Source organism: Ruegeria sp. SCP11, assembly GCF_040329455.1.
Classification (GTDB): domain Bacteria; phylum Pseudomonadota; class Alphaproteobacteria; order Rhodobacterales; family Rhodobacteraceae; genus Ruegeria; species Ruegeria atlantica_E.
Window position 1 is genome coordinate 142,816 of sequence record NZ_JBDZYG010000010.1, and the last position, 21,888, is coordinate 164,703.

19 protein-coding genes are annotated in these 21,888 nt (G+C 56.3%); 8 read left to right on the forward strand and 11 right to left on the reverse strand.

Annotated features, from left to right (window positions below; translation table 11 throughout):
* Both ABLN94_RS16285 and ABLN94_RS16290 read left to right on the forward strand, forming a co-directional pair.
* Nucleotides 1-480: an invasion associated locus B family protein gene (locus ABLN94_RS16285; RefSeq protein ID WP_352994207.1), complete on the forward strand. Its 480-nt coding sequence runs from the start codon at nucleotides 1-3 to the stop codon at nucleotides 478-480.
* A 373-nt stretch (nucleotides 481-853) separates the two neighbouring features.
* Nucleotides 854-2,374: a trimethylamine methyltransferase family protein gene (locus tag ABLN94_RS16290; protein WP_352994208.1), complete on the forward strand. Its 1,521-nt coding sequence runs from the start codon at nucleotides 854-856 to the stop codon at nucleotides 2,372-2,374.
* 109 nt (nucleotides 2,375-2,483) lie between these two features.
* On the opposite strand, the gene ABLN94_RS16295 is transcribed toward ABLN94_RS16290, so the two are convergent.
* On the reverse strand, nucleotides 2,484-3,737 hold the full coding sequence (locus ABLN94_RS16295) for an MFS transporter (protein ID WP_352994210.1): 1,254 nt from the start codon (nucleotides 3,735-3,737) through the stop codon (nucleotides 2,484-2,486).
* Nucleotides 3,738-4,154: 417 nt separating this feature from the next.
* On the opposite strand from ABLN94_RS16295, the gene ABLN94_RS16300 reads away from it, so the two are divergent.
* Nucleotides 4,155-4,628, forward strand: a complete 474-nt coding sequence (locus ABLN94_RS16300) for a sulfatase-like hydrolase/transferase (protein WP_352994212.1) — start codon at nucleotides 4,155-4,157, stop codon at nucleotides 4,626-4,628.
* Nucleotides 4,586-5,485 (forward strand): sulfatase-like hydrolase/transferase, encoded by a 900-nt coding sequence (locus ABLN94_RS16305; protein ID WP_352994215.1) that lies wholly within the window; start codon nucleotides 4,586-4,588, stop codon nucleotides 5,483-5,485. The genes ABLN94_RS16300 and ABLN94_RS16305 overlap by 43 nt, the downstream gene beginning before the upstream one ends.
* A 373-nt stretch (nucleotides 5,486-5,858) precedes the next feature.
* Here ABLN94_RS16305 and ABLN94_RS16310 read toward each other — a convergent pair whose 3' ends face one another.
* The 9 genes from ABLN94_RS16310 to ABLN94_RS16350 form a co-directional block, all read right to left on the reverse strand.
* Nucleotides 5,859-6,191 (reverse strand): YegP family protein, encoded by a 333-nt coding sequence (locus ABLN94_RS16310; protein WP_352994218.1) that lies wholly within the window; start codon nucleotides 6,189-6,191, stop codon nucleotides 5,859-5,861.
* Nucleotides 6,192-6,479: 288 nt separating this feature from the next.
* Complete coding sequence (locus ABLN94_RS16315; protein WP_352994221.1) at nucleotides 6,480-7,487, reverse strand: HupE/UreJ family protein; 1,008 nt, start codon at nucleotides 7,485-7,487, stop codon at nucleotides 6,480-6,482.
* Entirely contained in the window at nucleotides 7,484-8,326 is an 843-nt protein-coding gene (locus ABLN94_RS16320) for a peptidylprolyl isomerase (protein WP_352994223.1), read from the reverse strand. Before ABLN94_RS16320 ends, ABLN94_RS16315 begins: the two co-directional genes overlap by 4 nt.
* A gap of 697 nt (nucleotides 8,327-9,023) precedes the next feature.
* Complete coding sequence (locus ABLN94_RS16325) at nucleotides 9,024-10,070, reverse strand: tagatose 1,6-diphosphate aldolase (RefSeq protein ID WP_352994226.1); 1,047 nt, start codon at nucleotides 10,068-10,070, stop codon at nucleotides 9,024-9,026.
* Complete coding sequence (locus tag ABLN94_RS16330; protein ID WP_352994229.1) at nucleotides 10,070-11,575, reverse strand: aldehyde dehydrogenase (NADP(+)); 1,506 nt, start codon at nucleotides 11,573-11,575, stop codon at nucleotides 10,070-10,072. Before ABLN94_RS16330 ends, ABLN94_RS16325 begins: the two co-directional genes overlap by 1 nt.
* Before the next feature lie 6 nt (nucleotides 11,576-11,581).
* Complete coding sequence (locus ABLN94_RS16335; protein WP_352994232.1) at nucleotides 11,582-12,379, reverse strand: NAD-dependent epimerase/dehydratase family protein; 798 nt, start codon at nucleotides 12,377-12,379, stop codon at nucleotides 11,582-11,584.
* A 10-nt stretch (nucleotides 12,380-12,389) separates the two neighbouring features.
* Nucleotides 12,390-13,670, reverse strand: coding sequence for a TRAP transporter large permease (locus tag ABLN94_RS16340; RefSeq protein ID WP_352994235.1), 1,281 nt, complete (start codon nucleotides 13,668-13,670; stop codon nucleotides 12,390-12,392).
* Between the two features lies 1 nt (nucleotide 13,671).
* The gene (locus ABLN94_RS16345; RefSeq protein ID WP_352994238.1) at nucleotides 13,672-14,175 is read right to left on the reverse strand and encodes a TRAP transporter small permease; all 504 of its coding nucleotides are present in this window, start codon (nucleotides 14,173-14,175) and stop codon (nucleotides 13,672-13,674) included.
* Between the two features lie 60 nt (nucleotides 14,176-14,235).
* Nucleotides 14,236-15,207 carry a TRAP transporter substrate-binding protein gene (locus ABLN94_RS16350; protein WP_352994241.1) on the reverse strand — a complete coding sequence of 324 codons (972 nt, stop codon included), beginning with the start codon at nucleotides 15,205-15,207 and terminating at the stop codon, nucleotides 14,236-14,238.
* Nucleotides 15,208-15,420: 213 nt separating this feature from the next.
* On the opposite strand from ABLN94_RS16350, the gene ABLN94_RS16355 reads away from it, so the two are divergent.
* From ABLN94_RS16355 to ABLN94_RS16370, 4 genes are all read left to right on the forward strand, one after another.
* On the forward strand, nucleotides 15,421-16,095 hold the full coding sequence (locus tag ABLN94_RS16355; protein WP_352994244.1) for a FadR/GntR family transcriptional regulator: 675 nt from the start codon (nucleotides 15,421-15,423) through the stop codon (nucleotides 16,093-16,095).
* 90 nt (nucleotides 16,096-16,185) lie between these two features.
* Nucleotides 16,186-17,088 (forward strand): 5-dehydro-4-deoxyglucarate dehydratase, encoded by a 903-nt coding sequence (kdgD, locus tag ABLN94_RS16360; RefSeq protein WP_352994246.1) that lies wholly within the window; start codon nucleotides 16,186-16,188, stop codon nucleotides 17,086-17,088.
* A complete protein-coding gene (locus tag ABLN94_RS16365) occupies nucleotides 17,088-18,224 on the forward strand; it encodes a mandelate racemase/muconate lactonizing enzyme family protein (protein WP_352994248.1) in 1,137 nt (378 codons plus the stop codon). The genes kdgD and ABLN94_RS16365 overlap by 1 nt, the downstream gene beginning before the upstream one ends.
* Before the next feature lie 2 nt (nucleotides 18,225-18,226).
* Nucleotides 18,227-19,087, forward strand: a complete 861-nt coding sequence (locus tag ABLN94_RS16370; RefSeq protein WP_352994251.1) for an amidohydrolase family protein — start codon at nucleotides 18,227-18,229, stop codon at nucleotides 19,085-19,087.
* A 334-nt stretch (nucleotides 19,088-19,421) separates the two neighbouring features.
* Here ABLN94_RS16370 and ABLN94_RS16375 read toward each other — a convergent pair whose 3' ends face one another.
* A complete protein-coding gene (locus tag ABLN94_RS16375) occupies nucleotides 19,422-21,857 on the reverse strand; it encodes a GcvT family protein (RefSeq protein WP_352994254.1) in 2,436 nt (811 codons plus the stop codon).
* Nucleotides 21,858-21,888 lie beyond the last annotated feature (31 nt).

Consider the following 21,888-nt stretch of genomic DNA (forward strand, 5'->3'; position numbering starts at 1 on the left):
ATGAAAAAATGGGTATGCGCCTTGGGGATATCACTGGGTTTGGTGCAACCGCTTGCCGCGCAAGACGGCACTGCACCGCTTTGGTCAGTCAATTGCAGCAATATGGTGAACGGAACTGAGCTGGTCTGCGAAATGACCCAAAGCATCGTTCTGAGTGAAAACAATCAGAGGTTGGCATCGGTTGCCTTTGTCAAAACCGCCGGCAAAGACGAAACCGAGGCCGTTTTAACCTTGCCGTTCGGATTACTGTTTTCAGAGGGTCTGGTGGCCAAGGTCGATGACGCACAAGTTGCAGAGCTCGAGTTTCTGACCTGCGAAGCACAGGGCTGCTTTGCTCGTTCTCCTGTCTCGGCAGACTGGATTTCAAAGATGCGCGCGGGCGCTCAGTTGCGGGTTGAGGCGCAGAACGCGTTGGGTGAGCCGATCACGTTCGGCTTTGATCTGACCGGGTTTAGCCAGGCCTCCGATCTTCTGCCGTAACTATCAGAGTTCGGCTTGGTCTACTGGCTCTGATACTTTATTGATGTAACTTGGGGTGAAAGATGGCTCTGTCCTAAGCATCACAACCGCGCTTGGTCCTATTGCGCCGAGCGCGATGCAGGGCCGAGGATTTTGGCAGGCCTTGCAATTCTGCTTGGTTCCATACTGCTGGGCCGGATCGAACAGGGGCGAAACTGAGCAAGCAATTTATCGAGACGCAAGGACGCCGACATCAAACTGGGCAATTGTCGGGATTGTTACTGACCCTGAAGGATTTGATGTCGCGAAAGATCGCTGCTGTCGTTTCTGATGCAGTTCCGACCTGCAAACCACGTGAGCATGTCTGAACATGCCATGAGTCGCAGGGTGTATCATGCCACGTACCGCTCACCGGCGCCGGGAGCGTCGCAGTTCGAGTATCTCAGAGCCTTTGATCATCACGGGTGTTCGCCGTGAGATACCAACGTATGACCTGATGCGTGAGGAAGGTCTGGAGATGATCGAGGCGCATTCCGAGCGTCTATTGAACGAGGTCGGGGTTCGGTTCATAGACGATCTCGAAGCCTTGGATCTCTGGCGCAAGGCGGGCGCAGACGTCTGTGGGGATCGGGTGCGGTTCCCGTCTGGTTTGCTCTACAAATTGCTCAAGACCGCGCCGAAGATATTCCACCAACATGCACGCAACCCGGCGCGGACGATCGAACTTGGCGGAAACAATGTCGTGTTTGCACCTGCTTACGGAATGCCGTTTGTCAGCGACCTCGACAATGGGCGCCGCTATGGCACCATTCAGGACTTCGAAAACCTGACCAAGCTGGTGTATGCCTCGCCTTGGCTGCATCATTCGGGTGGAACGACCTGCGAGCCGACAGATCTGCCAGTGAACAAACGGCATCTGGATATGGTCTATGCCCATCTCAAATGGAGCGATAAGCCCTTCATGGGATCGGTGACCGCACCCGAGCGCGCCGCAGACAGTATCGAAATGGCGCGTATTGTATTCGGGCGCGACTTTGTCGACGAAAATTGCGTGATCATGGGCAACATCAACATGAACTCACCATTGGTTTTCGATCACGCGATGTCCGGTGCAATCCGCACCTACGCGGCTGCTGGGCAATGCCCTGTCATCGTTCCCTTCGTTTTGGGCGGCGCGACGGCCCCGGTGTCGATGATTGCTGCCGTGACTCAGGCTTATTCCGAGGTGTTGGTGGGTTGCGCGCTTGCGCAACTTGCCCGGCCGGGTGCACCGGTAGTCTTTGGCAACTTTGTCACGTCGGTGGATCTGAAATCTGGCTCGCCTACTTTCGGCACCCCGGAATCGGCGCTGGCGTCCTACGTAGCCGGGCAGCTCGCGCGGCGCGTTGGCCTTCCAATTCGGTGCTCGGGCGCATTCACCAGCTCCAAACTGCCGGATGCGCAGTCGATGATGGAAAGCGTGACCGCCTTACATGCCTCTGTTCTGAGTGGGGCAAATTTTGTCTTGCAATCCGCGGGCTGGCTGGAAGGGGCACTGACCCTGTCTTACGAAAAACTGGTCATGGATGCAGATTATCTGGGTGCTATGCACCGTTTCCTTAAAGGGCTGCCAATGGAACAGGACGCCTTTGCTATGGACGCCTTTGCCGAGGTAGGCCCGGGTGGCCACTTCTTTGGATGTGAACACACGCTAAGGCACTACGAAACCGCCTTTTACGATGCCGAATTGTCAGACACGCAAGCGTTTGAAACCTGGTTCGAAAAGGGCGGCACAGACATGGCTCAGCGCGCCAACCAGAAGTGGAAAGAGCAACTCAGAGCCTACGAAGCGCCACCTCTTGATGAGGGGGTCGACGATGGGTTGTGCGGTTTCATGGCCCGAAAAAAGGAAAAGCTTCCAGACATCTGGCACTGAGGATTGCCTTGCGTCGACCAGTTTTAGATTGGAGCCTGATCTTCTTGGCTTTCTTCACTGCCCTGTTGCCAAAGCAAGGCGCCTGATACCAGGAACGAAAAACACACCTTTACCTATTTAACTGCCCTGCATCCGGGTCTTCTTCTTGAATCAGCGCCTCGGCCTGTAATACGCCTGGTTGTGCAGTGCCGATGACGCCAACAACCTGTACGTCCCCGGTTTCAGTTGGAGCGGCAACTTGAACCCGCCGGATCAATGCAACCAGCGCCACGATTGCACCTAGTCCCGCCAGAAGAAACTGCAGACCCCGGCCACCGAACAGAGATATGGAGTTGGGACCCAGCAGCGTACCAATGAGCAGACCTATGTTCAAAAGCAAGACCATGGTGCCACTGGCCGGCACGATTTGAGCCAGTTTAAGTTGATCGTTCGCATGCGCCGTAAGGATTGAATAGGCGGGGTACAATCCGATCGCAACGAGAACAAACCCATACACAATATGCGCCGCTGACGTATCCAAGGCCATCCACAGACTGGCCAGAGTTGTAATAACTCCCAACCCAATGATCACGTAGCGCCTGTCAGTGTGATCGGAAATCCAGCCGATAGGATATTGGACAAGCGCCCCGGCGATCAGGGCTGCGACGAGTGCGCCAGAGGCCTGTGCAGCCGTAAATCCTTGTTGCAGGGCGTAAAGGGGCAACGTGATGTAAGAAGCTGAAACGCCAATGCTGACAATAGTGATACCAAGAACGGCGACAGGTGAAATCTTGTACAACCCAGAGACGGACATGCGTTCCGGCGCGACGTAATCCGGTGCTTTGTTGCCGGACAAAAGCAACGGTACAATGGACAGTGAAATTAGAATTGATACGAGGCCAAACAGCAAGTTTCCCGTGGGATCGGGGAAGCCGACCAGTGCTGTGCCTAGGGCAGGCCCGGCAAGCTGAATAATAAAATATAGCGACAGAACCTGAGCGCGCGTGTTGTTTTCAGATTTTGCGTTCAGCCAACTCTCGGTGATCACGTAGAGACCTGGATAACAAAACCCGCCAAGCAACCGCATGATGCTCCAGCTGATGGCATCACTGGTCAATAGGTGCACAATGGCTGCGATGGAAACCAAAGACGCAAGGGCAGAAAATGCGCGAATGTGCCCGACGTTTTCAACCAACCTCGGCGCCAGGGCGGTGCCCGCCAGCGCACCAAGGGGGTAGCTGGCCTGCATGACGGAAATCGTGAAATCGCTGAACCCAAGGCTTGCGCCCCGAATAGTCAGCAGGGTCGCCAAAAGGCCGTTGGCAACCATGAGCATCAGCATCCCAAGAAACAGAGCCCAGTTTTCATTTAATGCGCGTATCATAGCCGATCGCTACTGCACGCTGTTGAGGCTGTATACAAAACCGGCGACATCAGGATGTCGCGCGCGAAGTTCAAACTGGATGCATCCGGCTTGATTGCAGATATTTGAAGTCTGAACGAGATCCGCCCGAGCTCTGCTGGCTTACCGTAGTTGATCGCAGAATCAGGCTAAAAATGCATATTCCCCCAATTTCCTGTTAAGGCACCAGTGCCCCAGCTTCGGGCGATCTTACTTATTTATTTTAAAAGAAGAATCTGCTTTGTAGAGCAACCTGAAATCTGTGCACTTAAGGAGGTTTATTCTTATAAACTTTAAAATCTCTTAGCCGCGGCGGCCCTCATTTTGTCGCCTGCGATGGCTTTGGCGCAAAGCTCTGACCGCCCCAACATCCTTGTCATTTGGGGCGACGATGTCAGAATGTGGAACATCTCTGCCTATCACCGCGGTATGATGTGTTGCGAAACGCCAAACATCGATCGCATCGCAGAAGATGGCCTTCTCGTTATGGATCACTACGCCCATGCCTCCTGTACGGCGGGACCCGCAGCGCTCCTTACTGGGCGGTACCCGATCCGAACGGGGTTATCGACCGTCGGCTTGCCAGGCGCGGAACAAGGTCTTCAGCCAGAGGACCCGACCCTGGCCAAAATGCTCAAACCTCTGGGATATCGGACTGGTCAGTTTGGCAAGAACCAACTTGGCGATCGGGACGAATATCTTCCAACAGCGCATGGTTTCGATGAGTTCTTCGGCATTCTGTATCACCTCAATGCCGGTGAATATGTAGAGCAGGCTGACTATCCTACGGAATTTTTTTTAAAACATCACCTTTCGCACAACGCGATGTCATGCATTCCTTCGCGGCCGAAGACGGAGGCGAACAACAGGTAGCGGCAGGAGAGCCGTTTTTCGTTTGGCACAATACTACGCGGATGCACTATCGTACCAACCTGAGCGACGAATACGACGGCATTACGGGCACCGGCAACGTATATGCCGACGGTATGGTAGAGCTTGACGACGACGTCGGAGCGCTGCTTGAACTACTTGATGAGTTGGGTGTGGCGGACAATACGGTCGTGATGTTCTCAACAGACAATGGCGCCGCTTCGAACTCCTGGCCTGATAGTGGCAATCATCCGTTCAGAGCCGACAAGGGTGTCGGGGGCTATGAGGGCGGCTTCAAAGTTCCCGCGATGATCAAGTGGCCCGGCGTGGTGGAACCGGGAACAACGACGGGTGAACTGGTAGCAATGGAGGATTGGGTTCCCACGATCATGTCGCTTCTCGGCCAACCGAGCCTTGCGGAAGATCTGCTGGACGGGGCTGAGATCAATGGCGTGGAATATCGCGTTCATATTGACGGAGTCGACCAGACGCCTGTGCTAACTGGTGAAGGGCCATCCAACCGAGTGTTCTTCCCGTTTTTCTCGGAGACGACCTTCCATGGTCTACGATTTGGAGAGTGGAAGTTTCTCTTTACCGAGCAAGACAAGTGGTTCAATGGGATTCAGAACCAGTTGGTGACGCCTTTGATCACCCGCCTCGATCTTGATCCTTTTGAGCGGTTTCACGAAACGCGTGGGTTTGACGAGTGGCAGGAAAATCGCCCATGGGCGCTGGGTCCGGCAGCAGCTGTCGCTCTGGAGTTCTTTGCTTCGTCCGAGGAGTATCCGCCTCGGCAGGCAAGTTTCGATCTGGACGTTCAAGGCATAACGGATGCCATGATGGATCCGAACGCTCGCTAGATGGCTATGCGCACAAAGTGTTTCCGTCCGATGGATTTAACCTAGGTTGGATCGCGTAGGATTTGCGGGTGCCGTCCAGCTGATTACTCATATCTCTTGGTTGAAATGGGGCGCCTCAGTTTTTTTGGCGGCGTCCCTGAAACATTAGTTTGACCAAGGAAATCACAACGGGCATCGCCCAGACGTTTCTAACGTCTTCCTTGTTGCACATAGCACTTTGTGAGCGAGGTAAATTCCAACGCTAACTCTTCAAAGAATTTCACTCGCGACAACGGCCATCGTGACCGAACTCTGTAAACGCCCCCTGAAATGACCGGCGGCTGAGCGTTGCTCCGCCACCGGATTGAATTTCAGATAAAACGCTCTGCCTTAATCAGGTCAAGTCTTCGACACGTGCTTCGGGCGCGTTTCGTTTGACGGATTCAATACCATTGTCCCGAGCTGATCCGCTGCTGTAGCTTTCGCTGGTGCCAATTACCTGCCCATTGCTGGCTTTCAGGTTAAACATGTGCCCACCGGACTTGGTTTCCTTGCGTTCGTACCTGTCGTCATTCGCGGCGTTCGATTTCACTGATTCAATGCCGTTTTCGGCACTGGCTTTTTGGACATAGCCTTCACTGGCCAAAATGATTTCACCATTTCCGGCCTTCAACCGAAACCGATACTCTCCGGCTTTATCTTCGAAGATTTCAAATTTTCCAGCCATGTAGTCTACCTTATTTTTCCTGAACCAAAAAACTGGTTCGACGTTGCTTTGTTTTGCCACTTGTCACAAGACAAAAATTGCGACTGCGCTTAAAGGTTCTGAGCAAAACAATGTTCCAAAGCGACAAACGGCAGCTTCACCGCGCTTTGTAGCCCTCGTTCTGACCGGAGCTGAATGTGGGTTTGCGAACGCGATTTAATGGCAAAGAAACAGGTCCGCGAAACACGATCGGCCTTCCAGCAAAGCTGCCGTTAGCAGAGTAGTCGCATTGCTTTGGCGCCAAGCGCCTCAGAAAGACATAATTCGTTCAACGAACCAGAATGTTGCGATCGCGCCGACGCAATAGCTGATGACGGCGCCAGAGGTGCTGCCGGGGACCCGCCACATTGCAGCTACTCGCGGCGCAATGGCGCGCAATAGCAGTGCGGCCATCAGAACAACACTTACAAATGCAAGCTGTCCGGCCTCCACACCCAAATTGAAAGCCAGCAGAGCTGTAGCGACGTCCTGGGTTGGTAAACCGATCTCGCGTAGGGCGCCGGCAAACCCCAGCCCATGCAGGAGCCCGAAAGCAAAAGCGATTAGCCAAGGGAACCGTTCGGATAAACGCTCATGTCCATCACGCGATTTGAGTGTTTCAACAGCCAGAAAAACAATAGAAAGCGCGATGATTGCCTCGACCGGAGGGCCAGGCACCAAAACATGACCTAGCGCCGCCAGCGCCAGAGTAATGGAATGGGCAAGCGTAAAGGCGGTAATTGCGCCGACCAGCCGCCAAAAATCCCGGATCAACAACAATAGGGCAAACACGAAAAGAAGATGATCCCAGCCCTCAAGGATATGCTCAAAACCCAGAGCTAGATAACTGGTGAAGATGCCCAGAGTACCGGGTTGTTCGGGAACGAGATACTCGGCTTGGTCCGGCGTCAGTCGGGTAGTTTCAGTGGCCCCATCCAGCAGTTGAAGCCGCAACAGAACGTCGGTCCGCTGCGCTGACAGCCCCAAAACAGCAACCGTTCCTTGCGACAGACCACCGGGGCAATCCGCGACCCAAGCCGCGATCCAGGCCGAGCCGTCAAATCCCGGTTCAGGACCGTCCCTCGGGGTGCAGGTTTCGGGAAGTTGCAGCTCAATTGCCATAGGCCTGCCCGCAACATCGGGCTTGCGCCAAAAAACTTGCCACGTTTGTGATGTCAATTGGCGGACATCTGCAAATCCCGGCTCCAATGCGTGCCCATAGGCTTGGACGCCGGGCAGTAGAACAAGCAGCAAGATCAGCAGAAAGCGTTTAATCACTGGCCCAATCTCCGGGCGATATCCTCGGCAGTCGGGGCCGTGACTTCGTATTTCGCCTGCAGCGCGTCAAATTGCGCGTCTGAAAGTTCGTTTTTCAAATCACGCCGCCAATCAAACAAGACGTCGTCACGAATTTGATCGAGGGACGGCAGGCTTGCGGGTTCGCTGATGTCAATCTTGACAAGATGTAACCCATAGCTTGACGGAACCGGCCCTCCCCATTTGCCTTTCGGAAGCTCTGCTAGGGAGGCAAAAAAACCACGACCAAACTTGGTGTCCACCTGCCGGGCATTGCTAAGCGGTTGGTTGGGTGGCAGCAGGCTTGGACCTGAGAACTGCGCCGGGTCGGCCCCACCGTTCAGCGCAACCAGCACGGCCTCGATCTGTGTCGGATCTGTAGATAGCTCCAGCCCGATCTGCTGGAACGCCACCCGGCCAGGCTGCATAAACCGCTCGTGGTTCTCAGCCAGATGGGCCTGCAGTGTCGCGTCATCCGGATTGGTTGATTGGGCCAGCGACAAGGTCAGGAATTCCATTTTCTGAGCCAGCCGGTTGCGTACCACACTGTCGCCCTGATCCAGACCAAGAGCGCGGGCCTCGCGGACCAGAACCTCTTGCCGCAGGAGGGCGTCTTGCATCCCGTTTAATTCCTGAGGCGTTGGCAGACGTTGCCAAGTTGATTGGAATTGGTTGATCAGGCGGTCGATATCCTGTTCGTCGATAACGATCTGACCGCCGTCGTCGCGTACAGACGGCGGATCATTCAGATAGCTGAACCAACCGAAGATCGCGATGCCCAGAAGAAAAAAGTGAAACAAAGGTTCTTTGAGGATGGACATATCAGACTACGTTTCCACGTGAAGTGCGGGAAGGCGGCAAAATTGCCCACCCGAAAATACTAGCATGGAGTGAACCAGATTGGAGATGCTCAGGCGGGATCCTGTATCGAAACTGGGACAACGTCAGGCCGCTGGCCTCCGAGTGTTTTGGTGCCGTAGGCGGACAGGGCCGCCAGAGAAAAGCCGACATAGATCGAACTAGCGGTATGAAGGCGCGTATCGTTGAGCAGTACCAGATTGGAAAATCCTGTTTCAGACACGGCGAATGCCCACCGTTTTCTAGTGGGACCGTGACGAGTTCCTGCGCCTTGAACGGTGTCATTGCGAAGTGGGCAGGGAAGGTCTTCAGTATACTAACTGCACGCATTGCGGCCTCTGCTATCGGAATTGATCTTAGTGAAATCATGGCACTGTTTAAGCACCTTGATTTTCTTCGACTATTTGCGATTGGATAGAACAGCTTCAAGCGACTATGCGCTAGATTCAAATGCGTTTCAATCTTGGTTGTTTATGGAACTGCAAGATTGCCCAGAGTGTCATGAGGGCGTTTGGAGTTGTAGTATCCGCAGCGTATTTTGATCAGAATTAGGAGATCTCGCCGAGTGTAGACGAGTTCGCAATCAATCAGTTCACCGCCATTTCAGGTGTTTTCTAGCCGTGCGACGCACGGATCGGAGAGTGGTAACGGGTTCCTGTTTTAAAGATCCTGATAGGATCGACAGAATTGGGCACCTGTTTGCCTGTTCGATATCGCGTGAAACGCGTGATCCGGCGCAGCGTGCGTCTTGGTCAGGGCATTCAGCGGTTCGACAAAGATCCGAACGGTTGCGGCCATGACCGACGATACCTCGCTCCAATTCGGGTAGCGTTCCAAAGCGTCAAGCCAATAGGCCCGCCCGGCCAAATAGCCAGAGCATCCCGCAGCATAGGCAAAGCGCATTATACGGTGAAACTGCTCCATATCTGCCCCCATCGACATCATTATCCACGGGCGACCGGCGATCTCACTCAGCCTTTTGTAGCAGTCCAGAACCAGAGCCGATCCGTCGCCATCAAACTCGGGAATTTCCATCGCCGGAACCGGGCTTTCGAATAGAAACGCGTCGACGTGATATTCGGGCTGGGCAAAGGTTGCGACAGAGTCCAGCACTGTGTTTTCTGGCCCGTCCGACCGTTTGTCGCCCGGATAGGCAAGTAATTCCAGAATGAACGGGATGTCGTAATGCTGGCACAGTTCGCCTACCTGACGTACTAGGTTTTGCTGATGCGCATTGACGTCGGGTGCCCCGTCGGGGCGGTACCAGATCAAGAGCTTGACCGCGTCGCCGCCAATGCGTTTGGCTTTGCCCACCGTCCAGTCTGCCGTAAGTTCCGTTTTCGTGGCCCCTACTTCGGTTTTGGGCGAGTAGGGGTCCTCTAACGAGATGAACAGGCCCTTGTCTGGTTTCAAGGCTTCAACGCATGCCGCAACGGCGTAGCCGGGATCGAGCAGCATGGCCGTCATGTGGTCCTGAAAGTTTTCGATGACGAGGCGTTTGAACCGGATCATATCGGCCTCCGGATCAGCGCCTGCCGCCGCTTTCGGCCTGAGCGCATCGCGGATCGGGGGGAGTTGATCGAGTGAGGTCATCCGAAATATTTCCCGGTCATCCGTCATTCGCCTAAGCGAGACTGCTTTCCCCAAAGACATTTTCGACGCCTTCTTGGTAATCCGATGAACCGCGTCAACCGATGGCACGACCATCAGGCGATTGCTTCTTCGATAAGGGCCTCGGGCACGTTCTGATAACAGACCGGTCGCAGGAACCGGCGAATTGCCAGTGTCCCGACCGAAGTTGCGCCTAAATTGGTCGATGCAGGGTAGGGGCCGCCGTGAACCATGCTGTCACACACCTCGACTCCGGTTGGGAACCCATTGACAAGCACCCGCCCGGCCTTGCGTTCAAGCACTGGCATCAGCTGACCTGCCTGTTCCATGTCCTGATCGTCCATGTGAAGGGTGCAGGTCAGTTGCCCGTCCAATCGGGCGGCGATGAGTTGCATCTGCTGAGTATCCTTGACACGCACGACAATCCCGAAGGGGCCGAAAACCTCATGGTGCAGGGCTGCGTCCTCCAGCCAGGTTTCACCCGAGACCGTCAGCAGCACCGGCAAGGCCGATCGGGCCTCTTTTGTATCGCCCATCACCTTTGTGACGCCGGTGCGGGCTGTTGCGGCGGCGGTTCCATCACGAAATGCCGAGGCGATGCCATCCGTCAGCATTGCCTGCTCAGGGACCTGTGCCAGCGCCGATTCAGCCATCGCAACAAAGGCGTCGGCAAACGGCCCGTCCTCGATCAGGACAATGCCGGGGTTTGTGCAAAACTGGCCTGCGCCCATGGTCAGGGCGGCCGCCCATCCCTCGGCAATACCTACGGCGCGGTTTTCGGCGGCTGCGGGCAGTACAAAGACCGGATTGATTGATCCAAGTTCACCGAAGAACGGGATCGGATCGGGTCGTGCAGCGCACAGGTCGAACAGGGCCCGGCCACCCCGCAGACTGCCGGTGAACCCCACCGCCCGGATCAACGGATGCTGGACAAGCCGGGTGCCGACCTCGACAGATCCCCCTTGTACCAGTGAGAACACGCCTGGATGTTCGCCGCATTTTTGGACGGCGGCGGCAATGGCCTGTGCCACGATTTCTCCAGTGCCCGGATGTGCCTCGTGCCCCTTTACCACCACCGGGCAACCCGCTGCCAACGCCGCTGCCGTGTCACCGCCGGCGGTCGAGAATGCGAGTGGAAAGTTCGACGCGCCAAATACGGCTACAGGACCGATGGGGCGTTGTATCATGCGCAGGTCCGGGCGGGGGAGAGGCGCCCGGTCTGGCAATGCGGGGTCATGCCGAAGGTCTAGGTAATCGCCTTTTTCGATATGATCCGCAAACAGCCGAAGCTGCCCGGTGGTGCGGCCACGTTCGCCAACCAGTCTAGTCTCGGGCAAACCGGTTTCTTGTGTGGCCATCTGAGTCAGGTCGTCGCCGCGGGCCTCGATTTCGTCGGCAATCGTCCGGAGCAAAGCCGCGCGGCGCGCGCGGCTGGCCCGGCCAAAACTTGAAAACGCGGCTTCGGCGGCTTCCACGGCCTGATCGACAAAGGCCGGAGAGCCTTTGGAAAATTGCGTCGGAGCCCCCATCGCGGGTGCTGAGGCAAAGTTTTCCGTGCCGCCGATCCATTCACCGGCGATATAGTGTTTTCCCGAGATCATTTGTTTTCAGTCCTTCCTTATCGGCGCTGCCGCAAAGCTGCCACCCTGATATCTGGCCGCGATGTCATCTGGCGCCGGTTTTTCGACCTTGGCATCCAGTTCGGCGCGGAAGTGTTCGGAGTTGTCCTTGGGAACCCAACCCAAGTCCAAAGTTTGGCTATTGTCCCACCATCCCGCATCATTGTCAGAAGCCCCATAGATGATCGGGCATCCCAGAGTTTTGACCTGAAAAACCCTTGATATCAATGAAATGAAATCATTCGGGCTGAGCCATGTGCTGAGCATACGGTGATCCTTCGGCTTGGCGTAGCATGATCCGATGCGCACAATTGCCGTTTCCTGCCCAAGCTTGTCGAAATACATAGTCGCCAGCGCCTCTCCGAATACCTTGGATACGCCATAAAGGCCGTCGGGGCGTGGCACCGAATTGGCGTCCAACCTTTTCGTCACCGGGTGATACCCGATGGCATGGTTCGAGCTGGCAAACAGGATACGCGGCTGCCCAGCCTTTTGCGCCGCGTCGTACAGGTTGTACATGCCGACGATATTGCCCTGCAAAATAGGCGCGAAAGGTTGTTCGACTGATACGCCGCCCAAATGCAACACGCCGTCGCATCCTTCCACCAAACGATCTACAAAGGCTGCGTCTGCCAAGTCGCCGATCATCAACTCTTCATCGGGCCCATTGAGTGGGATCTCCCGGCGGGCGGTTACGCGCAGAGATTTAGCTACGTGGCCCAGGCGTGGGCGTACCATTGTGCCCAATGCTCCGCCGGCACCAGTGATCAGCAGTTTTTCAAGCATTGCGACTACCTCATTCAAACAGGCTGGGAAGCGTCAGCGATATTGCCGGGACATAGGTCGTCAGCATCAGCGCCGCAAAAATGGCAAGGTAAAAAGGCCAGATGGTTTTGATGACACTTTCGATGCGAACCTTCGCAACCGCGCAGCCGACGAAAAGGCAGGACCCGACCGGTGGCGTGGTAAGCCCCAACCCAAGGTTCATCATCAGCAGCATGCCAAACTGGACCGGGTCCATTCCGAATTCGCGCACCACCGGCAGGAAGATAGGCGTACAGATCAGGATCAACGCCGCCATGTCCATGAACATACCCAGGATCAGCAGCGCTATATTGATCATAAGCAGAATAACGAACTTGTTGTCCGCAACGGCTGTCATCAGGCCGAGGATCTTGTCGGGCACCTGATACAACGCCAGGAAATAGGCAAAGGCTGTTGCCGCGCCAACCAGGATCATCACCAGTGCGGTGGTGCGGATTGCCTGGGTGACGGATTGCCAAAAGGCTTGCCACGTCAGGGAACGATACACGAACAGCGTGACCAGAAGCGCCCAGATCGCACCGATGGCAGCGGATTCCGTCACCGTGAACACGCCGGACAGCACGCCTCCAATGATGACAACCGCAGTCATCAGTCCCGGAATAGCGTAGACCCCTGCAAGAAACACGGCCATCCAGCCGGGAAATTTCTGTGACGGATACCTCCGGCGTACAGCCACCAGATAGGTTGCCGCGGACAGGATCAGGCACATCAGGAATCCCGGTACGATACCGGCCAGAAACAGCGATGAGATCGAAACGCCGCCGCCTGCGGCCAGCGCATAGAGGATCATATTGTGGCTGGGCGGAATCATGATGCCCGCAATCGATGAGGTCACAGTTACGTTGACGGAATAGTCGTCGTCGTATCCTTGTTCGCGCATCATCGGGATCATCACCGACCCCAAAGCTGATGTGTCCGCCACCGCAGAACCCGAGATGCCGCCGAACAGCATCGAGCTGAGCACATTGACCACGCCCAAGCCACCGCGCACCTGCCCGACCAGCGTTTCAGCGAAGCGCACCAGCCGCATCGCGATGCCGCCGTGCATCATCAGTTCGCCTGCGAAAACGAAGAAAGGAATGGCAAGCAGGGTGAAACCACTCATCCCCGACACCATGCGCTGGAAAACGATCAGTTCCGGCAAGCCCTCGACAAGTGCGGCGCTGAACGCGGCGATGCCGAGGCAGAAAGCGATGGGGATCCCGGCCAGCATTGAGATGGTGAAGACCCCGAGAAGAATTGCGAGACCCATTTCAGTTTCCTTCTTCCGAGATATCTTCGCCAATTGTCCCGCCACCGAAGACCAGACCGGCGAGCCGTTCGATCATGAACAAGACGATCAGGATGCCGCAAAACACCAGCGGCAGGTATTTGACGCCCTGGGGCAGGCCGATCAGGGGGATGTCGCGGTTCCAAGTGCCGGTTACCAAACCGATTGAGTGCCAAGTCATTGCGGCACCGAACAAAAGTAACACGACCGTGTTGAAGATACGCAACGTGGATTGAACGGGATGCGGCAGGCGCTCGGTCAGGAAGTCGAGACCGAGATGGAAATTCTCGCGCAGACCGATCGCCGCGATGGGAAGAGACACCATCAAGATCAAAAGCAGAGCCAAGCTTTCGGCCCAGGTCGGGGTGCTGTTGAGAACGTACCGCCCCCAAACCTGATATCCCATGATCCCGATCAAGCCGACCAGAGAAATCCCGCCAAGCAAAATGACGAAATCCGAAAGCCGGTCAAATATTTTCCAATGCATATCGTCCTCCCTGCAGGGCAAACGGTTACCCCGCTTGCCCTGCACCTTACCGTTTCTTGCTTAGTCCACAGCCTGAATCTGGGTGAGGATATCGCGGACCACCGGATCGGTTGCGAATTGCTCGTAAACCGGTGTCATCGCATTGATGAACTCGGATTTGTCCTCTAGTTCGACAATCGAATTGCCCGCAGCTCGCACGATCTCTTCAGACTTGGCTTCGCGTTCAGCCCAGAGTTGGCGCTGCAGGGTTGCGCTTTCGATTGCAGCCTGACGCAGAATGTCCTGGTCTTCGGGGCTCAACCCGTCCCAGACGGATTTGTTAACGGCAAAAACCTCGGGCACGATTGTGTGCTGGTCCAGCAGATAATGACCAGCCACTTCGAAGTGGCCGGTGGACTCGTAGGACGGCCAGTTGTTTTCCGCCCCATCGACAACGCCGGATTGGATCGAGGTGAAAACCTCGCCGAACGGGATAGGTGTTGCGTTGCCACCCAGGGCTTCGACCATCGCGACATTCACGTCCGAATTCTGCACGCGGATTTTCAACCCCTTTAGATCCGCCATCGAGTTCAGCGGTTGATTGGCGTAGAAAGACCTTGCGCCGCTGTCATACCAGGCCAGCGCCACCATGTTGGCATCTTCCATATGCGATCCGATGGCTTTGCCGACATCGCCGTCCATCACCCGGTGCATGTGGTCGATGGACTTGAATGCGTAGGGCAGGGTGGTGGCCTGCGTTGCCGGAATGATGTTGTTCAGCGGCACCAGATTGAAGACCGCAAAATCCACCCCGCCGAACTGCATCTGCTCGATGGCGTCGTCCTGCTCGCCCAGTTGCGCCGAATGATAGGTCTTGGGGGCGATCCGGCCCTCGGTGCGCTCGGCAACCAGTTCGCCGAAGCGATCCATAGCGACAGAGACTGGGTAATCCGGCACGTGCGTGTTCCAGCCGCGCAGTTCAGCAGCGGAAACGGCTGAAGTCAGGGCCAGCGCTATCGCGCTTGCGGCAGTGCTGAGTTTAACGAATTTCATGGGAACCTCCCTTGGTGTCCAACCTGTCATATGAGTGACTGGTTATCAGCAAACATATATGACAAGTTAAGTCAATATATTTTCGTATTGTTGTCTGACAGGCCGGAATGCATCTATATTAAAGCACAAGTCTTTAAGGAGGTAAGCCGGACCATGAATTCTGAGGATATGTCGAGATCGCGCGCAAGGAATCGGCCCGTCAGGGCGAATCTCGTGCAAAAACTGGCTGCATCTCTGCGCGAAGACATATTGAGCGGAGCCTACCAGTTGGGAGCAAAGCTGCCCAGCGAGGCAGCACTGACCGAATCACATGAAGTCAGCCGAACGGTTGTGCGAGAGGCAATTGCATCTTTGCGCTCGGATGGCCTGGTCGAGGCGCGGCAGGGGGCAGGCGTTTTTGTCATCAGCCAGTCGATGCCTTCCAGCTCGATGTTAAAATCGTTTTCCCCCAATAAGATATCGTCGATCATCGAGCTTTTGGAGCTCAGAACCGCCGTCGAAGTTGAGGCTGCAGCGCTTGCGGCCAAGCGGCGCTCGCCCGCGCAGGAGGGCGCAATTCTGGAAGCCTGCGGCGAGATGCGGGCGCTCATCGAGGTGGGAGAATCGACGGTTGAAGCCGATTTCGAGTTCCATATGGCGATCGCGGCAGCGACAAATAACAGGCGGTTTTCCGAATTCCTGGAACTGATGGGGAATCGGGTGATTCCGCGGCAGCGCCTCGAATCAAGTGAGGAAGAGGCGGCAACCCGACGTTACCTGCAGCAAATCCTTGCAGAACATGAAAAAATCTGCCGGGCGATCTCGGACCAAGATGAAAAAGGTGCCCGGGATGCGATGCGCCTGCACCTTGAGGGGAGTGGCAACCGTTATCGGGAATTGTTACGATAAGCTGCATCAACTTATAATATAAGTGGTTGACAATGATCTAGCCGGGCATATGGTACGAGCAACCTTTCAACGCGGACGGGAAGATCGACAATGGATCCACAAACGCTCAAAACTGCCCTAGGTGCCGGCCTGCTTTCTTTTCCGGTTACGCCCTTCGACGAAGAGGGCCGGTTCAACCGGGCGCCTTATGAAAAACATATCGACTGGCTTGCCGGTTTCGACGCGACGGCGCTTTTTGCGGCCGGCGGCACCGGCGAGTTCTTCTCGCTGGACCCGCGCGAAGTGCCCGAGATCGTGGCAAGCGCTAAAGTCGGTGCGGGGAATACCCCGATCATTGCCGGGTGCGGCTACGGCACGCATATGGCCGTGGAATTGGCCCGAGCCGCGGAAAAGGCGGGCGCGGACGGCATCCTGTTGTTGCCCCATTATCTGATCGACGCGCCGCAGGAGGGGCTTTTTGCGCATGTAAAGGCGGTGTGCGATGCGGTGTCCATCGGAGTGATGGTGTATAATCGCGGGATCACAGTACTTGAGGCAGATACTTTGCTGCGGCTTTGCGATGTGTGCCCCAACCTTGTTGGGTTCAAGGATGGCACCGGCGATATCGGTGAAGTGCGGAAAGTGACGGCCCTGGTTGGTGACCGGCTGACCTATCTGGGGGGGATGCCTACGGCAGAGCTGTTCGCCGAAGCCTATCTGGGCGCGGGGTTCACCACCTATTCCTCGGCCGTGTTCAACTTTGTCCCGCGATTGGCGCAAGACTTCTACAAAGCCCTGCGCGTCGGTGACCGGGCGAAGTGCGAAGCGCTTTTGCAAAGCTTCTTCTACCCGTTCATGGATATCCGTGATCGCAAACGTGGGTATGCAGTCTCGGCAATCAAAGCGGGTGTCCGTCTTGTCGGGTTTGACGCCGGACCGGTGCGTGCGCCATTGACCGACCTGGCAAAAGAAGAAGAATTGGCTTTGGCCGCACTGATCGAGGCGCACAGGTAATGAAAATCACATCCGTTCAGACCCATATCCTTGATTTCAAACTGGATACCGCGTTCGAAAGCGCCTCGGCGCGTTTCGATCGGCGGCAACATGTGCTGGTGGAAATCACCTGTGACAATGGGCTGGTCGGATGGGGTGAATGCCTCGGGCCAGCCTTGCTCAACGCGTCGGTTGTGCAGGCCTATGCCCCGATGCTGATCGGGCGCGATCCGCTGGAAACCGAAAAGACCTGGATCGATCTTTACAACGCCCTGCGCGATCAGGGGCAGCGCGGTCTGACCGTAACCGCTTTGTCCGGAATCGACATCGCGCTCTGGGATATCAAGGGCAAGCATTTCGGGGTTCCCGTCTCCACCCTGTTGGGAGGGCGGTTTCGCGACACTGTCCGCGCCTATGCGACCGGGTCATTCCGAAAGGACAACGTGGACCGGGTTGCCGATATCGCAGCAGAGGTCGCAGGGTATCGAGCCGAAGGGTTCCATGCAGTCAAGATTAAGATCGGTTTCGACGTCGAAGAGGATCTGTGCGTCATCGCCGCCGTGCGCGATGCCATCGGTCCGGATATGCGGCTGATGATCGATGCGAACCACGGCTATGACGCTCTGGAAGCGATCGAACTGGGCCAGCGCGCGGCAGAATATAAGGTGGACTGGTTCGAAGAACCTGTGCTGCCCGAACTCTTGAACGCTTATTCCGAGGTCAAAGCACGGCAACCAATCCCGGTGGCCGGTGGCGAAACCTGGCATGGCCGCTGGGGTATGCAGGATCCGATTGAAAACCGACGGGTCGATATCTTGCAGCCCGACATTTGCGGTTGCGGCGGCTTCACCGAAGGACGCCGCATTGCCGATCACGCGGCGCTGCATGGCATTCGTGTTGTGCCGCATGTCTGGGGAACGGCGGTACAGATCGCTGCCAGCCTGCAATTCATGGCTGCCCTGCCGCCCAGCCCACCGCGCCCCGGCGCCCGCGATCCGATCTTGGAATTTGACAGGACGGAGAACCCATTCCGTCAAGCCGTTGTTACCAAACCGCTGGAACACGAAAACGGTGTCGTGCGCATCCCGGACGGACCGGGATTGGGCATAACAATCGACCGGGCGGCCCTTCAGCGCTTTGCGCTAAAGGTCGTCTGAAAATGCTGTGCCGCAAACTGACCGGAGACCCTCCGAAAACTCAGTTGCCAAAGGGGGCGGTGGATACACAGCTGCATATTTACCAGAAGGGGTATTCAGCCCAACCCGGCGGCCCGGACGTCCCGGACGGTTGCCCGAACCTTGAGCAATATTTGCAGGTCGCCAATTGGCTGGGAATAGATCGGTTCATCGTCACTGTCGCTAATGCCTATCAGCGCGACAATGCCTGCCTGTTGGACGTACTGCGGCAGGCCGCCGGTCGTGCAGTTGGCGTCGGGGCGATCCACGCAGGTACAAGCGAAACCGAGCTTCGGACTCTGGTTGACGCTGGCATTGTCGGCGCGCGTGTCATGGATCTGCCCGGAGGCGCTATTGGCCTAAGGGAATTGAGGGACGTTGATGCCAAGACGGCATCGTTCGGGCTGGCCATCGCTGTTCAGTTCGATGGTAGCCATATCCAAAAACATGAATCTTGTCTGCAATCGCTGCAAAGCCGTTATGTAATTGATCATCATGGTAAATTCTTTTGCGGCGTTACGCCGGACAGTCCACAAGTCGATACATTGAAGCGCCTGATTGATCGGGGCAACTGCTGGATTAAATTCGCAGGTTGCTACGAGTCGTCCCGGTTCGGAAAGCCGGACTATGCCGACATTGGTTTGGTTGCGCGCGAAATCGCACGGTATGCCCCCGACCGGATCGTCTGGGGTACAAATTGGCCTCACAATATGGCGACGCGAACCGAGGACTATCCTGACGATGCAGAGCTTCTGGATGTTGTACTTGGATGGATACCTGGCGCCTTTCGCCGTCGGGCACTGGTAGATAACCCCGAAGAGTTGTTTGGATTGGCGTCCTGTTAGATGCGACATCCGCACCCTCGCCAATACCATCTCAATCGAAGGAAAGCTGGACTAGGTTCGACACTTAGACAGAGGTGTCATTAAAGACGTTCCTATCACAGAGGGCAACCTTGTTGAGCGGGTGCCAAGGCTTGCGTAAAATAGTCGTCTGTCGTTGCTAAATAAGGAACGGACAGTTTAAGGATTTCCATTTGGACTAGGAGCAAAGGCCACAACACCGATGTCGGTGTTCATCCGTGTGGCGACACGCAGGACGTCCTACACCGATGTCAGTTCTATTGTGACAAAGCTCTAATCCACCAGAAGCGTGACGCAAACCTCTATCATGACAGGTTCAGCCACGCATGAGAGTACAATCTGGATCATAAGGCGACGGCGCGATGACCTCCGCTGCTACAAGGTCTCCATACAGGTCCAATTGCATGGTGCTGCCCTCCGAGGCCAGATTGGGGTTCACAAACGCATAGGCAAGGTTCAACCCGGTGCGGTGCCCCCAGTCGCCCGAAGTGATAGTCCCGACAACCTGATCTCCTTGCAGCAGCGAAGCGCCACCATGCGCAGGGGCATGGGTGGCATCGATCTTCAGTGTCACCAGTTTTTTGCGCAGCCCCTCGGCTTGCCGGCGCACCAAGGCTTCCTTGCCGACAAAATCGCCCTTGTCCAGCTTGACAAACCGATCAAGTGCCGTCTCGAACGGATCGAACTCGGTCAGGATATCAGCCTTCCAATGCAGAAAGCCTTTCTCCATCCGCATCGATTCAACCGCGCGCGCGCCGAACAGCTTCATGCCGTACGCCTCACCTGCCGCGCGCAGCGCCAGATAGGCGGCATAGAGCGAGGCGTTGGGTACATGAATCTCGTAGGCCAACTCGCCCGAGAAACTCACGCCCATCACTGTAGCTGGTGCAAAGCCGACAAAGCACTCGCGAACTGAGAGCCAGGGAAAGGCCTCTTTCGACCAATCGCCGCGCGCGCATGCGGACAGCACGTCCCGCGCCTTGGGGCCTGCAAGCACCAGGATTGTCTGATCGTTGGTTAACGACCGAATTTGTACATCCTCATCATCGCGCAGATGCTGGGTCAGCCAATCCATGTCATGGTATTCACTCGCTGCTGCCGAGCCATACCAGACCCGGTCGGGACCGCGGTCGCTCGCGGGCAGGTTGGCGACTGTGGCTTCAGCTTTGACCATGCCGTGATGGTTCAGCGGATAGCCCAACCCAACCCGGCCCACGCGTTTGGTGATGTTGCCGCAGAACATACGATCCAGAAAGTTGTGGCGGTCGGTACCGGTAATTTCAAACCGGTTGAAGCCGTTGACCTCGCAAAGGCCGACATTGTTCTGGACGTTCCTGATCTCACTTGCGACCACGTCAAAGGCTTCATCAAAATCGAAGGTCAGGCTCGGGTGAAAATCCGGAGCGGGCTTGATGTAGTCGACCCGCTCCCAGCCGTTCACGACCGTAAATTCGGCACCTTCCGCGGCGAGAATCGGCGTCAGAGGCGTTGTCTTCGCTGGGCGCCCCGCTGGTCGGTGTTCATGCGGGAAGTGAAAGCGAAATTCGTTTTGATAGTCCTCGATTGCTTTCAGCGAAGTCAGCTCTACATTGGCGTGACCGGTAAAGCGGCGCGGATCGAGGCACCATGTGTCATAACAGGCTTCACCGTGCACGATCTGCTGTGCCAGCAACCAGCCATGTCCGCCGCCTTCGCCCAGACCCGCGCGCAGTCCGATGATACAGAAAGCATTTCTCTTACCGGGGATCGGTCCGACCAGAGGTGCACCGTCGATTGTATAAGTGATCGGGCCGTTAACGATGGATCGGATGCCGGTTTCTTCCAGCGCGGGCATGCGTTCAAATGCACCCGCCAGCACGTCCATGACTCGGTCCAAATCATCCGGGCAGAGCGCGTTGACGAAGTTCGGGTCGATCCCGTCCATGCCCCAGGGTTTACAGTCCTGTTCGTAGAACCCGACCAGCAACCCGCCCTTTTCCTGACGGCTATAGTAATCCGAGATCGGGCAGCGCAGCAGCGGCATCCGGTGTCCGGCTTCGGCGATGCCGGGGATGTCTTCGGTCAGAAAATATTGGTGCTCCATCGAGGCGACTGGGTGATGAACACCCATCATCGCCCCCACTTCATTAACCCTATAACCGCAGGCATTGACGACGATATCGCAATCAATGTCACCATGCTCGGTATGCACGGTCCAAGTGTCGTCCTTGTGCTGGGTCAGCGCGGTGACTGGCGTGTTGCGGTATACTTCGGCCCCAGCCTTGCGCGCATGATAGGCCAGCGCCTGGCAGAGCTGGGCCGGATCAATATCTCCGTCCAGCGGATCCCACAGCCCGCCCAGCAGGTTGGTGGTCGAGATCAGCGCGTGACGGCGAGCGCATTCTTCGGCATCGATAACCTCGAACTCAACACCCATGCCCCGCGCCATCGAGGCAAAATGGCGGTAGCCCTGCATCTGGGCCTCAGTGTTGGCCAAACGGATGCCGCCATCCGCATGGTGGTAATTGATCGGATACTCGGGGTTTTCGGACAGCTTTTTATAAAGATTGATCGAATGCGTCTTCAGCCCGACCATAGTCTGATTCATGCCAAAGTTGGTCACTTGCGCGGCCGAGTGCCAGGTCGTACCACTGGTCAGCTCGTTGCGCTCAACCAGGACAACGTCGCTCCAGCCCTCTTGGGTCAGGTGGTAAAGTGTTGAGCATCCGGCAATTCCACCGCCAATGACAACAACCTTGGTATGGGTTTTCATGTGAAGAGTGCCTCCGACAGTCGTTTGGCCG